Origin of the sequence: Gordonia aichiensis NBRC 108223 (assembly GCF_000332975.1) — a bacterium.
GTDB classification, from domain to species: Bacteria; Actinomycetota; Actinomycetes; order Mycobacteriales; family Mycobacteriaceae; genus Gordonia; species Gordonia aichiensis.
Genome location: NZ_BANR01000015.1, coordinates 21,944 through 35,307, shown reverse-complemented (window position 1 = coordinate 35,307; position 13,364 = coordinate 21,944). Strand labels below are relative to the sequence as shown.

Sequence of the window (13,364 nt, the reverse complement as noted above, 5' to 3'; positions counted from 1 at the left end):
AAGATTCCGCAAGCCGACGTCGAATCTGTGCTCCGAGCACAACCGACCCGCGAAAGTCTGGTGTGCGGGGCCGTTCTCCGCCACATCAAGCACCATTAGTGTTCTAGCTCACATCCACCGAGCAGAGGACACATTCACTGTGAGCGCCACGTCGTATTTTCCCTGGGAACTGGCCCACCGCGGAACCGCACCGTGCGTCCGCGACGACTCCATCGCCCTCGACTATGCGGGTTTCGCCGAGCGGGTCGACGCCGCGGCCGAACAGTTCGAGGCACTGGGCCTGCGACGCGGTGACGTCCTCGCGACCTTCCTGCCCAATCGCGTCGAACTCCTCATCGCCCTCGCCGCCGCGTGGCGCCTCGGCGCCGTCGCCACACCGGTCAACCCGGCGTTCACTGCCGCCGAGGCCGAGTACCAGCTCACCGACTCCGCCGCACGCCTGATCATCGTCGACGACGACGCGCTGACCGCCACTCCCGACCGCGCCGTCTTACACGTCGACGATCTCGCCGCCGACGCCTCGTCCTGGACACCGCCAACGCCCCCGACCATGTCCGACGACGCTCTGCTGATCTACACCTCCGGGTCGACCGGCAGGCCCAAGGGTGTGCGACTGGCCCACGAGAATCTGCACTACATGGCGTCGACGATGAAAGAGCTGCTGTCGCTCACCGCCGCCGACCACGCGCTCCTCGTCCTCCCGCTGTTCCACGTCAACGCGATCTGCGTCAGTTTTCTCGCGCCGGTTCTCGCGGGCGGCCAGCTCAGCATCACCGGAAAGTTCTCCCCCTCACGCTTCTTCACCGACCTGTACACGCTGCGCCCCACCTACTTCTCGGCCGTCCCCACCATCTACGCGCTTCTCGTGTCACACCCCGACGTCAGCGCGGAGGCTTTCACCTCACTGCGTTTCGCGATCTGTGGTGCCGCACCGATCTCGAAGGAACTCCTCGACCACGTCGAGTCGACGTTCGGAATCCCGATCCTGCAGGGCTACGGACTGACCGAGGCCACCTGCGCGTCGGCATGCAATCCGCTTGACGGAGAACGGAAGTCGGGAACCGTCGGACCGGCGCTGCCTGGCCAGACCATCCGTATCGCAGGACCCGACGGCGCCGAGGTACCCACCGGCGAACCGGGCGAGGTGCTCATCTCCGGAGCGAGCGTGATGCGCGGCTATCTCAACCGGCCCGAAGCGACCGCCAGCACCGTCGTCGACGGCTGGCTGCACACCGGCGATGTCGGAACCCTCGACGCCGATGGCTACCTGACTCTGGTCGACCGCATCAAGGACATGATCATCCGGGGCGGAGAGAACCTGTACCCCAAGGAGATCGAGAACGCACTCGCCTCACATCCGGCGGTGCTGGAGTGCGCGGTCGTCGGTGCCCCCGACCCGGTCTACGGGGAGGTGCCGGTCGCCTTCGTCGTCGCCTATCCCGACAAACCCGTCACCGAGACCGAGCTCGCCGACCACGTCGCAGGCATCCTCACAAAGACCAAGCGCCCCAACGAGATCAACCTAGTCGACCAGCTGCCGCGCAATCCGGTGGGCAAGATCGACAAACCCGGTTTACGACGCCGCGTTCGCGAACCCCAGCCGACGTAGAGCCGAGCCGCCAGGTCGGCGCGACCCAGTCCACCGCCGAGCACACGACAACACCGTCAACCACTACCCGACATCACGTCGGGCCGACCCCGCACGCCCACGCGAGCCCGTCCAAAGGAGAAACACCATGGGTCTTGTACAACCCGACTTCCCACCAGTAGACCCGGACACCTTCCTGGAGAAACCGTTCTTCGACCGCATGCGCGTGCTGTCCACGCACTGGGCCGAGTACGGCTTCGGCACCCCGAAGATGCTACAGGTCATCTACCTGGTGAAGATCGTCGTGCTCTATCTGGGAATCGGGCTGACCATCGCAACGTTCACGTCAGGACTCAACGTGCTGCACGTATCGCAGTGGTGGAACGAGCCGATCATCTATCAGAAGGCCATCCTGTGGACGCTGCTGATCGAGGTCCTCGGACTCGGCGGCTCCTGGGGGCCGCTTGCAGGCCACTTCAAACCGATGACCGGCGGGTTGCTGTTCTGGCTGCGCCCACAGACGATCCGGCTCCCACCGTGGCCAGGCAAAGTGCCGCTGACCAAGGGTGATTCGCGCACGGTGTTCGACGTCGCGATCTACGCGCTACTCCTGATCACTACCGTTGTCGCCCTGGTGCTTCCGGGCGTGCAGTCGAGTTGGCTCAACTCTGTGGCACCCACCTCGCACGGCCTGGTCAATCCGGCTCTGATCTATCCGGTGATCGCATTGCTGGTCATCATCGGTTTGCGGGACAAGGTCATCTTCATCGCGGCGCGCGGCGAGCAGTACCTACCGGCCCTGGTCTTCTTCGGCTTCCTACCCTTCGTCGACATGATCCTCGCGCTGAAGCTGCTGATCGTGTCGGTGTGGGTCGGTGCGGGCATCTCCAAACTGGGACACCACTTCTCGATGGTCATCCCGCCGATGATGTCGAATACGCCGTGGCTGACGATCAAGGCCCTCAAGCGCGCGAACTACCGTGACTTCCCCAACGACCTGCGCCCGTCGAAGGTCGCGGGCGGAATCGGTCACGTACTCGGCACCATCGTCGAGATTGCGACACCGTTGGTCCTGCTCTTCTCCACCAACAAGTGGCTCACGCTGGCCGCTGTGGTGTTGATGGTGTGCTTCCACCTGTTCATCTTCTCGACGTTCCCCCTCGCAGTTCCGCTCGAATGGAATCTGCTCTTCGCCTACACCGCGATCTTCCTGTTCTGGGGTTATCCGGCCTGGGACGGCTTCGCACTCACCGACACGACGATGCCGTGGGCGCTGGTCCTCATCGCGATCGCGCTCTGCTTCTTCCCGGTACTGGGCAACCTGAGGCCCGACCTTGTCTCGTTCCTGCCGTCGATGCGTCAGTACGCAGGCAACTGGGCCTCGGCCACCTGGGCATTCGCACCCGGCGCCGAGGAGAAATTGGAACAGCACATCGTGCGGTCGTCGCCCAACACCCGCACCCAGCTGCTGGCGACGTACCCGCCGGAGGTCGCCGACGTCGTGATGCATCAGATGCTCGCGTGGCGGTCGATGCACAGCCAGGGCCGCGCGCTGTATTCGCTGATGAGCCGCCACCTCGGCGACGACATCAACACCTACACCCTGCGTGAAGGCGAGTTCGCCTGTAACTCGTTGGTGGCGTTCAACTTCGGTGACGGTCACCTGCACGACGCGAAGATGATCGCCGCACTGCAGCGACGCTGCAACTTCGCTCCCGGCGAGTTCCTCGTCGTGTGGATAGAGTCGCAGCCGATCCACAAGGGCACCCAGCAGTATCAGGTGATCGACGCCGCGCTCGGTGTCATCGAGCGGGGCTCCTACCGGGTCACCGATGCCATCGCAGAGCAGCCGTGGCTACCCAACGGTCCGATCCCGATCGACGTCGAATGGACGCTCGACGTTGACGCTGCTCGCGCGTTGACTGATCCTGAGGTGATGACCGAACCGAAGATGCGCGGCGCCGACGCGCAGGAGCAGGTGTAGCCGGTGACCTCAGCGGTCGTCGTCGGCGGCGGGCCCAATGGGCTCGCCGCCGCCCTGCACCTTGCTCGCAACGACGTCGAGGTCACCGTGCTCGAAGCCGCCGACACCGTCGGCGGTGGCGCGCGGTCGGGAGAGCTGACGCTGCCCGGCGTCATCCACGACCACTGCTCGGCATTTCATCCGCTCGCCGTCGGCTCGCCGTTCTGGCGGGACGTCGGACTCGAGCAGTACGGACTCGTCTGGCGGTGGCCCGAGATCGATTGCGCCCACCCGCTGGATTCGGGAGACGCTGGCCTGCTCTATCAGTCCATCGACGAGACGGCGGCAGGGCTCGGCGAGGATGGTCGACGCTGGCGATTGCTCTTCGGTGATGTGGCAAGCGGATTCGACGACCTGTCCGCCGACCTGCTCCGCCCGATCATCAACGTCCCTCGACATCCCCTGCGACTGGCGGCATTCGGTCCGCGTGCGCTGCTTCCCGCGTCCGCGGTTGCGCGCGTGTTCCGCTCACCGCGGGCACGCGCGCTCTTCGGAGGTATCGCTGCGCACGCGTTCAACCGCCTCGACCGTCCGATGACGGCGTCTCTCGGCATGATGATCGCCGCGAGCGGCCATCGTTACGGATGGCCCGTGGCAGAAGGCGGTTCGGGCGCGATCATCGACGCCGCCGTGTCGGCGTTGCGCTCGTACGGCGTCAAGATCGAGACCGGTGTCCGGGTCAGTGCGCGCACCGACATCCCGGACGCCGATCTCGTCCTTCTCGACCTCTCGCCCGAGCAGACCCTGGCGATCTACGGCGACGAGATGCCGTCGCGGATCGCGCGGTCGTATCGGCGATACCGCGTCGGATCGTCGGCGTTCAAGGTCGACTACGCAATCGATGGCGATATCCCGTGGACCAATCCAGACTGCGGTCGTGCAGGAACTGTGCATCTCGGCGGCACGTTCGACGAGGTGGCCTCCACCGAAGCCAGTCGCGCCGGCGGCGTCATGGTGCCGAATCCCTTTGTGTTGCTGGGTCAGCAGTACGTCGCCGACCCAACGAGGAGCGCAGGCAACGTCAATCCCGTCTACGCGTACGCCCACGTTCCCAAGGGTTACGACGGTGACGCCACCGACCTCGTCACGCAGCAGATCGAGCGCTTCGCACCGGGCTTCCGCGATCGGATCCTCGCGACGCGCAGCACAGGAACCCGTCAATTACACGACTACAACGCCAATTTCGCCGCAGGCGACATCATCGGCGGCGCCAACGACGGTCTGCAGATGCTCCTGCGCCCGCGTACGGCCATCGACCCGTACAGCCTTGGCGTCGACGGCGTCTACCTGTGCTCGCAGTCGACGCCGCCCGGTGCAGGCGTGCACGGACTCTGCGGGGCCAACGCGGCGAACTCGGCGTTGACGTGGTTGCAGCGGTGACAGGACGCGAGCAGTGAGCACGTCGATACCCGGTCTGCCCCAGCACAATGCGCAGTCGACTGCGGTGGTCACCGACGAGGTTCGCGCTGCGGTGTCCCAGGTGGGCAAGCGGTTGCGTGAGAACGAGTCCGAGATCGTCCGACACCTCACCGCATTGATGGCGCGCGACATCGACCAACTCGACGTCGACCCGGCACTGGTCGAAATGCTCGAGGCCAGCGTGCACGGCAATGTCTCGACCATCCTGCACGTGCTGAGCAACGACATACCCGTCGAGCATCTCCAGCCGACAACTGCTGCGGTCGAGTACGCGTTACGTCTTGCCCAACGCGACGTACCGTCGAACTCCTTGGTACGTGCGTACCATATGGGTCAGAACGAGATGCTGCGCACCATCTTCGGCTACGTCGACGACCTGGAGCTGCCCACCCGGGAAAGCCTTGCGGTGATGCGTCGGATCTCCGATGTGATCTCGCAGTACATCGAGTGGATCACCCTCTACGTGTTCCAGGCGTACGAGGATGAGCGTCGACGCTGGATCGGCGCCGAGGGCAACGTCCTGTCGTCCCGGATCCACGAGATCCTCCGGACCACAGAGGTCGACACCGACTCCTTCGAGCGGGAGTCCGGCTACTCGCTCGAGCAGCATCACGTGGCCGCCATCCTGTGGGTGACCGACGCGGGGGCGCGCGACCTCGCCGTACTCGACCGCGCAGCTCGCTCGATGGCTACGAGACTGTTCGCCGAGGGGCCACCGCTGATCACCGCGATCGACCGCACGACAGCCTGGGTCTGGCTGCCGCTGGGACGTGGTGATCGAAGCGTCCAGACCGCCGAGGTCGCGCGCCAGGTGACGTTGCCCGAGGGTGTGCGCGTGGCGCTGGGGCTCAACGCCTTCGGCGTCACCGGTTTTCGACGCTCCCACGAGCAGGCGCTCGCGGCCTGGGGCCTCGCGACGATGCCCGGCAGTCTCGTCGCCGACGTCGTCGGCTTCGGCGATCGGGGAGTGGCCGTGGTCTCTCGGCTGGCCCGCGACCTGGAGTTCACGCGGGCGTGGGTACACGAGGTCTTGGGCCCCCTCGCCGAGGATTCACCGAATGCGGCTGCATTGCGGGAGACGCTGTCGGTCTTCTTCGCCACCGGGGAAAGTCATCTGCACACCGCCGAGCGTCTCAATCTGCACCGCAACACCGTCAAGTACCGCGTCGACAAGGCGATGCGCGACACCCGCACCACCGATCGCCTCGATCTCGCCCTTGCCCTGACCGTGTGTGAATTCCTGGGCGCGGAGGTCCTGGCTCAGGCCTGACCGCCGACCGTGCGCTCCCAACCGTCGACTGTGCGACTCCCAACCGTCGACCGTGCGCTCCCATCCGTCGACTGTGCGCTCCCATCCGTCGACCGTGCGCGATGAATCAGCCGACAAGGTGGTGGTCGCGGCGCCTGGGGTGGTCCCACGGGTCGTCGACGTGGCTCGTGGCCACCGCCGCGCGGTCGCCGGACTTGAACGCGACAAGGATTCCCAGGCAGACCCCGACCACGCCGGCGACGAGCGCCGCGATCACGACCTGCTCGAGCCGCGGGTAGTACACGGCGATGGTGATCGACGCCGCGACGATCGTGAGACCACACACGGCAAGCCCGACGACCCGGGGGATCGCGGTGGTGGATCCGCGGTGGGGATCGGGCAGCAACACGGCCGCGCCGACGATGAGCAACGTCGAGATGGCCACGTCACTGGGCCGATGCCATCCTGCGGCGACGAGGCCGAAGTCGATGATCGCGGCCCAGGCGCCGCCGAGTGCGGCAACCCACGGCCGCAGCAGTGGGGGAGCGGCCAGAGTAACCGCAACGACCAGCGCGGCGATGGCCGCCGCATGCCCACTGGGTGCCGAGTTGTTGGTTTCCTCGATCCAGTCGTGGAAGTGCGGACGGTAGGTGCCGTCACGAAGGGCACGGATCACGACGATGGTCACCGGCGGAAACAGCAAAAGAGTAGCGGTCGTTGCGATCCGGGAGCCGACGCTGCGGTGACCCCGCTCGGACGGAAGCATTGCACCGAGACAGACGAGCGCGACGACGATGGTCGCACCGATGATCCAGGTCAGCGGATTCGAGACCACGTACATCGACAGCCAATGCGGCACCGCTGTTGCCGCGGGGAGTTCACGCCCGTACTCCAGCAGACGCTGATCGATGACCTGTCCTGCCGATGTCCGCACCGCGAAGACGAAGATTCCGCCTGCCGCAGCGAACGCCAGCAACGCCGCGAGCACTGCGCTGACCACGTAACCGAGAGGTCGGCGACCACGCGTGGGGCGCACCACGGACAAGGAACTCACTGAGCAACCGTATCGAGACAACCTGGGAGAAATCTGGGATGCGAGCGGGGCGAGTCGCGAGTGTTGACCGATTCGTGTCTGTGAATGACGGCCCAGCTCGCCGAACCCGCCTCGGAAGGTTGTGGCGCCGCAGTGAACATCGCCAGCAAATGTCTCACCGCAGTAGACGAAGTGTCACATACGTCAACGCACGCGTCACGCAGCAGAAACACTCGAGCGGTCTCATATAAGGGAACAAAGTCCACTCACATGAATCACCAACCTGTGACGCCATCCGGCGGATCCGAATCGGTGCCAGGTGAAGCGGACGTCCATCCAAGAATAGGAGAGAACATGTCGATCGACAGCACGAGTGCCCTCGAATTCCGCGTCACGCCCGGTGCCTGGGAGAACCTCCCCAAGATGCCCGATGCCGAGTATCCCGGCACCGAGGGCTTCATCGGTGACGTCTACGAGAACCCGGACGGCAGCGAGATGTGCAGCGGCTACTTCGAACTCCGCCACACCGACGCCCCGCTCTACTACGAGTACAAGTACGACGAGATGAAGGTCGTCCTCGAGGGCGAGTTCCTTCTCGAGAACAAAGAAACGGGACAGAAGACCATCGCCAAGGCCAAGGACGCGATCTTCTTCCCCAAGGGTTCCAAGATCTACTTCAGCACCCCTGACTACGCCCTCGCGTTCTACGCCGGCCACCGCGACTCGACACTCCTGTAGCCCCGATGTCGCAGCTCGCATACTCGAGCGTCCCGGCGTGGGCACGCACGCCGGGACGGTCAACACCGACCACCACCGCTCTTCCCGACACGACGGGTCGCTTCTATGTGCTCGTCGGCATGGGCGACCCCCACGCCCCGAAGTCAACGTCCGACGCCCCCTCGGCAGTCGACCTAGCTCGTGACTGGACGCAGACCCTGGACCCCGATGTGGGGCGATCGGTGTTGCTCGGTGATCAAGTCGACACTCTTGCAGCACAACTGCGAGACACGTTGCGCAGCAGTGCAGTCGGTGTCCGTGTGGTGCTTGCCGGACCGGTCGGATCGTGCCTGCGGTTGCGCGCCACCGCGATCGACGCTGGACTCGAGGACGACGAGATCAGTGTTGTCCCCGTCGGTACCGGTCCCGTCGATGTCTTCTGCTCACACTGTCGCACCACGACGCACGCCGTCGCGGCTGTCGACGATGTGATCTGCTGCGACGGCTGCGACCGTGACCTCCTCGTCTACTACCACGTATCCCGACGTACCGGCGCCTTCCTCGGCTTCATGGTCGACGCCGAGACGGCCCCCTCCGGAGGAGCAACGCGATGACCGCACTGGCCGACACCGGCGTCCCGACGACGCCTGCACCTCGGCGGCCGACAACACTGGTGCTGACTGTCACGTCGATAGTCAACAGTGCCAACGGAATACGAACCATCACGCTGTCAGCACCCGACGGCGCTCCGCTACCCGGGTTCGTGCCGGGCAGCCACCTCGTCGTCCAGGCGGGCGAGTACTCGAATGCCTACAGCCTTGTCTCCGACGGAGCGCACCCCACCGAGTACACGATCTCGGTTCTGCGGGTGACCGACGGCAACGGCGGGTCACGGTGGTTGCACGACGTCCTCGCCGAAGGTGACCAGCTCGAGGTGCGGCCACCTCGAAGCGCGTTCGCGCCGGCGGCTCGGGCCGGAAAACACCTGCTGATCGCGGGCGGTATCGGGGTGACACCCATCGTGTCGCATCTGCGAGCAGCCGCGCGATGGCAGCGAAACGTGCAGGTGCTCTATGCGTTTCGGCCCGGATACGCAGCGCACGTCGACGAGGTCACACGTCTGGCCGGCGGCAATGCGGAGCTGTTCACCACCAGGGACGAGTTCGCGATACGTCTCGCCGACACCCTGCTCGAGCAACCCGTAGGCACCCATCTCTACGTCTGCGGCCCTGCAGGTTTCATCGACCACGTTCTCGAGTCCGCGAGTATCGCCGGTTGGCCGCCGTCGAGGTTGCACTCCGAGCGCTTCGGCATCGACGCCCTCGACGCAGGCGACCCGTTCCGGGTGACACTCACGCGCAGTGAACGCACCTTCGACGTCCCGTCGGGGACCAGCCTGCTCGAAGCGCTGGAGACCAACGGGATAGCAGTGCCCAATCTCTGCCGACAGGGCGTGTGCGGCGAATGCCGTATCGACCTGTGCGGCGGTGACGAACCCATTCATCGCGATCTGTTCCTCACCGAGGAGGAAAAGCAGTCGCGCACCGCGATCATGCCCTGCGTCTCACGCGCAGGCGACGGATGCACCCTGGAGGTACCGCTGTGACCACGGCAGCCGCGCGACCAGATCTGATCGCGCACTTCCCCTTTCCCTTCGTCGACGACATCTACCGGTACAGCACCAACGTCGAACCCGCCGGAGCGCAGGTGAGCACACCTGCTGGTCAGTGGGGGGATTCGGCGGTCGTCGTCGACTCCGAATACCACGCAGAGCTTGCCGAGCGCGCTGCGATCCTCGACGCCGACCCGACACGCCGAGCGGTACTGCCGCACATGCGCCCCGCGGCATGGGACGCCATGCTCACCATCCTGCGCGAGCTCGCCCAGGCGTATCCCGAGACGATGCACCTCACCTCACTCGGAGGCGACGAATGGCGCTGGCGCAACGACCTTCTCGGTGAAGAACGTACCTTCCGCTACGGTGACGAGTCGAGCCTCGGCGACGACCCGTTGCACTACATTTCCACCCAGGTGCAAGAAGACATCGCGCTGCTCGACCAACGCGACGGGCAGCTGTTCGTCGATGCCGGCATCATCACCTTCGCAGCCGACTGGAGTTTCGGATTCGACGTCGGGATGAGCTTCCTCGAGATCCACGGGCCTGTTCCGCGTGTGCGCAAGATGGGTGTCATCACCCGCGCACACGAGTTCCTCAAGCGGCTCCAACCACATGAGCCCTACCGTCGTACCAACTGGACGATGACCATCGGACGCCGACTCGATGTCTCCACCGAGCGCTACCCCGAATGGGGACCCGACAGGGAGATGATCCAACACGTCGACGACGCCGAGTTCGGGCGGCTCGTCCATCTGCGGGTCGAGGTCCAGCATCTGATCCGGTTACCCGATTCCGGCGCGGTGATGTTCCTGATTCGCACCTACCTCCTGCCCCTCGAAGCGGTGGCGACCGTAGACCCGTGGCGTGCACGCGCAGCCGAGGTCTTCGCCGAGCTACCCGACGACATGGCCGACTACAAGGGCATCATCAAGTACCGCACGCGCGCCGCGCAGTGGTTGCGTTCGTACGAGGCGCTGCACTCGCCGATCGCGGAACCGCAGATCGACACCGGCACTGCGCCAACCGAACCCGTGCACGGACTGCCCGACTGGCCGTCACGGCCCGCCGAGGTCGACGCCGCAGGATCGGAGTTCCTCATCGTCGCAGTGGGCCCGCACGACGAGACCGCACACGTCGCGCGCGCGTGGGTACGTGTCGCGGAGAGTGTCGGCCCCACGCGCCTGCTCGTCCTCGACTCACTGACACACGACGACGACCGGGCCTTGCTCGACGAAGCGCTCACGGCAACGCACACCGGGGCGAGGATTCTGGTGACCGGGGGCCAGTACGACGTGCTGACGGCTCTCGGTGCTGCCCGCTCGGCAGGAGCGATCGCCGACGAACTGTCGGCGTTCGTGACCGACACCGCCGACCTGCCGGTCTACTGCGCCCACTGCCGCGACACCTTCCGCGCCGTCGGCGCCCCCGGCGGGATCGTCGAATGTCCCGGCTGCACCCGGCGTCTGGAGATCCACGAACATCATTCGGCGTCGCGCGGCAGCTTCCTGGCCTCCGCCGTGGACGCGCGCACCCTCGAGGAACTGTCATGACCGCCGCAGCGCAGGTCGGCGGACACCTGCACGACGGCTATCGGACGGGGTCGCGCACCATGCGAGTCGTGGAGGTCCGCCCACTCACGGACGCGATCACGCATTTCCGTTTCGCGCCACTCGACGGCGCCCTGACTCCCTACCAACCCGGCAGCCACCTCATCGTGCAGGCAGGCGCCACCCGCAACGCCTATTCGTTGGTCGACGACGGCATGTATCCCGACTCGTACGGGATCTCGGTGTTGCGCAAAGACACCGGCGGAGGATCGGAGTGGTTGCACGCCAACCTCGTCGAAGGCGAGCTGATCGAGGTCGAGGGTCCACGACCGATGTTCGCGCCTGTCCTCGACCAGCGGCACGCCCTGCTGGTCGCCGGAGGTATCGGGGTGACCCCGATCCTGTCGCATGCACGCGCCGCGGCACGTGACGGTCTGACCGTCGAGATCGTGTACTCCTACCGTCCCGGTCACAGCGCGCACGTGGAGGATCTGCGGGCACTGGCCGAACAACCCGACATCACGCTGCACGAGGTGACAGGAGTCGACGAGACGATCGCTCTGCTCACGGAGCGGTTTGCAGCGCAACCACTCGGCACGCACGCCTACGCGTGCGGCCCGGCGCCGCTGCTCGACACCTACCAGCGGATCGCTGCGTCGGCGGGCTGGCCGTCGGCGCGGGTACACCTCGAGAGGTTCACCGCGCCAGAACAGGATCCGGGAGACCCGTTCTCGGTGAGTCTTGCCGATGGAACGGTCATCGACGTCCCGCCAGGTGTCTCGCTGCTCGAACGACTCGTCGACAACGGCGTCGAGGTCACCAACATGTGCCGCCAGGGGGTCTGCGGCGAGTGCCGAATCCCGGTGCGTGCCGGACAGATAACGCACCGCGACTACGTCCTGTCCGACGAGGAGAGAGCATCCGGCGACAGCATGCTCTGCTGCGTCTCCCGCGGCGCAGGCGACCTCGTGCTCGACGTCTCCGCTGACTGAGCCAACCGCTCTCACCGCTGATTTAAACCCCCTCCGACGACATCCGAACGCTTTCGAGGTGACCACATGACACTCACCACCGACCAGTCAGCCACGCATACACCGACAGGTGCGGCCGCTGAATTCCTCGCCCAGCCCGTCGACCACCTGTCGAACATCCCATGGCCGTTCCCCGACGAGCTCGCAGAATTCAGCTACTCCGTCAACGTCGAACCGGCCCGGATTCCCCACCGCACCCGGGGCGGCGAGTGGGGCCGCAACCTCGTCGACCTCGGCGGAGCCGAGTACCCGTCGATCATGGCCGAGCGCAGGCGGATTCTCGACGCCGATCCCTCCCGCGTGCGGATCCGCCCCGGCATGGAGATCGCATGCTGGGATCTGCTGCTCTACTACCTGCGCGACCTCGCGCTGGCCTACCCGCAGTTCATGCGACTCGATGAACTCGGTGCAGGCCGATTCCATTGGCGTAACGACCTTCTCGGCACCGATGCCGCGTTCACACTCGGCGACAGCGACACGCTGCCCGGCGGCCCCATGGAGTTCCTTGCGCGTGAGGTTCCCGACGATCTGCTCCTTGTCGTCGAACGCGACGGGAGGCTCTACTTCGACGCCGGTGTGGTGACCTTCGCCGCCGCGTGGTCGGTGTCGTTCGACGTCGGCATGGACATGTACGAGATCCACGCTCCGGTCCCCGGCCTCATCCGCGACGGGATCGTGGCACGTGCCGAGCAGTTCCTGCGTAGGCTCCCGGCCGATCAGGTCTACCGGCGCGTGAACTGGACGCTGTCAGCGTCGGACTCGCACAAGCTCGACGTCAGTCTCGAAGAGCTTCCCGAGTGGGGACGCGACATCCCGGCCATGGTGCGGGACAACGACTTCGGCTCCGCGCGTCTGCGTATCGAACTCGAGCATTTCATCCGCCTGCCGATGTCAGGGGCCGTCACCTTCAACATCCGCACGTTCATGGCGTCGCTCGACGAGGTGCGACGAATCCCCGAGTGGTCGGCTCAGCTGGCCACGGTGATCGAGACCCTCGACGAACGCATCGCCACGTACAAGGGGTTCTTCGACTACCGCGACGACGTCGTCGCATATCTCCGCCAACCCATTTCCGACTAGCCCACGTCTCCAGCCCTCGTCCACGCTTCCAGCCCTCGTCTCCGCCCGCCCTGTCCGTC

Annotated in this window: 11 protein-coding genes; 10 read left to right on the top strand and 1 reads right to left on the bottom strand. The window is 65.6% G+C overall.

Going from position 1 to position 13,364, the window contains the following annotated elements; all coding sequences use genetic code 11:
• Positions 1–139: 139 nt before the first annotated feature.
• The 4 genes from GOACH_RS14255 (at position 140) to GOACH_RS14240 (ending at position 6,300) form a co-directional block, all read left to right on the top strand.
• Positions 140–1,609 (top strand): class I adenylate-forming enzyme family protein, encoded by a 1,470-nt coding sequence (locus GOACH_RS14255; RefSeq protein WP_005175843.1) that lies wholly within the window; start codon positions 140–142, stop codon positions 1,607–1,609.
• A 127-nt stretch (positions 1,610–1,736) separates the two neighbouring features.
• A complete protein-coding gene (locus GOACH_RS14250; protein ID WP_005175841.1) occupies positions 1,737–3,572 on the top strand; it encodes a DUF3556 domain-containing protein in 1,836 nt (611 codons plus the stop codon).
• 3 nt (positions 3,573–3,575) lie between these two features.
• A complete protein-coding gene (locus tag GOACH_RS14245) occupies positions 3,576–4,991 on the top strand; it encodes a phytoene desaturase family protein (protein WP_005175838.1) in 1,416 nt (471 codons plus the stop codon).
• A 13-nt stretch (positions 4,992–5,004) separates the two neighbouring features.
• Positions 5,005–6,300 carry a PucR family transcriptional regulator gene (locus GOACH_RS14240; RefSeq protein WP_005175829.1) on the top strand — a complete coding sequence of 432 codons (1,296 nt, stop codon included), beginning with the start codon at positions 5,005–5,007 and terminating at the stop codon, positions 6,298–6,300.
• A 106-nt stretch (positions 6,301–6,406) separates the two neighbouring features.
• Here GOACH_RS14240 and GOACH_RS14235 read toward each other — a convergent pair whose 3' ends face one another.
• A complete protein-coding gene (locus tag GOACH_RS14235) occupies positions 6,407–7,333 on the bottom strand; it encodes a phosphatase PAP2 family protein (RefSeq protein ID WP_040518752.1) in 927 nt (308 codons plus the stop codon).
• Positions 7,334–7,666: 333 nt separating this feature from the next.
• Between GOACH_RS14235 and GOACH_RS14230 the strand changes: the two genes are divergently transcribed.
• From GOACH_RS14230 to GOACH_RS14205, 6 genes are all read left to right on the top strand, one after another.
• The gene (locus GOACH_RS14230) at positions 7,667–8,050 is read left to right on the top strand and encodes a cupin domain-containing protein (protein WP_005175820.1); all 384 of its coding nucleotides are present in this window, start codon (positions 7,667–7,669) and stop codon (positions 8,048–8,050) included.
• 5 nt (positions 8,051–8,055) lie between these two features.
• The gene (locus tag GOACH_RS14225) at positions 8,056–8,643 is read left to right on the top strand and encodes a dimethylamine monooxygenase subunit DmmA family protein (protein WP_005175818.1); all 588 of its coding nucleotides are present in this window, start codon (positions 8,056–8,058) and stop codon (positions 8,641–8,643) included.
• On the top strand, positions 8,640–9,635 hold the full coding sequence (locus tag GOACH_RS14220) for a PDR/VanB family oxidoreductase (protein ID WP_005175815.1): 996 nt from the start codon (positions 8,640–8,642) through the stop codon (positions 9,633–9,635). Before GOACH_RS14225 ends, GOACH_RS14220 begins: the two co-directional genes overlap by 4 nt.
• Positions 9,632–11,197, top strand: a complete 1,566-nt coding sequence (locus tag GOACH_RS14215; RefSeq protein WP_005175813.1) for a heme-dependent oxidative N-demethylase family protein — start codon at positions 9,632–9,634, stop codon at positions 11,195–11,197. The genes GOACH_RS14220 and GOACH_RS14215 overlap by 4 nt, the downstream gene beginning before the upstream one ends.
• On the top strand, positions 11,194–12,186 hold the full coding sequence (locus GOACH_RS14210) for a PDR/VanB family oxidoreductase (protein WP_005175811.1): 993 nt from the start codon (positions 11,194–11,196) through the stop codon (positions 12,184–12,186). The genes GOACH_RS14215 and GOACH_RS14210 overlap by 4 nt, the downstream gene beginning before the upstream one ends.
• Before the next feature lie 66 nt (positions 12,187–12,252).
• The gene (locus GOACH_RS14205; protein ID WP_005175807.1) at positions 12,253–13,305 is read left to right on the top strand and encodes a heme-dependent oxidative N-demethylase family protein; all 1,053 of its coding nucleotides are present in this window, start codon (positions 12,253–12,255) and stop codon (positions 13,303–13,305) included.
• Positions 13,306–13,364: the final 59 nt, after the last annotated feature.

What these genes read in the sequence shown, in the direction of transcription:
- GOACH_RS14250 (WP_005175841.1), top strand. Translation starts at nt 1,737, where the DNA reads ATGGGTCTTGTACAACCCGACTTCCCACCAGTAGACCCGGACACCTTC.
- GOACH_RS14230 (WP_005175820.1), top strand. Translation starts at nt 7,667, where the DNA reads ATGTCGATCGACAGCACGAGTGCCCTCGAATTCCGCGTCACGCCCGGT.
- GOACH_RS14225 (WP_005175818.1), top strand. Translation starts at nt 8,056, where the DNA reads ATGTCGCAGCTCGCATACTCGAGCGTCCCGGCGTGGGCACGCACGCCG.
- GOACH_RS14220 (WP_005175815.1), top strand. Translation starts at nt 8,640, where the DNA reads ATGACCGCACTGGCCGACACCGGCGTCCCGACGACGCCTGCACCTCGG.
- GOACH_RS14210 (WP_005175811.1), top strand. Translation starts at nt 11,194, where the DNA reads ATGACCGCCGCAGCGCAGGTCGGCGGACACCTGCACGACGGCTATCGG.
- GOACH_RS14205 (WP_005175807.1), top strand. Translation starts at nt 12,253, where the DNA reads ATGACACTCACCACCGACCAGTCAGCCACGCATACACCGACAGGTGCG.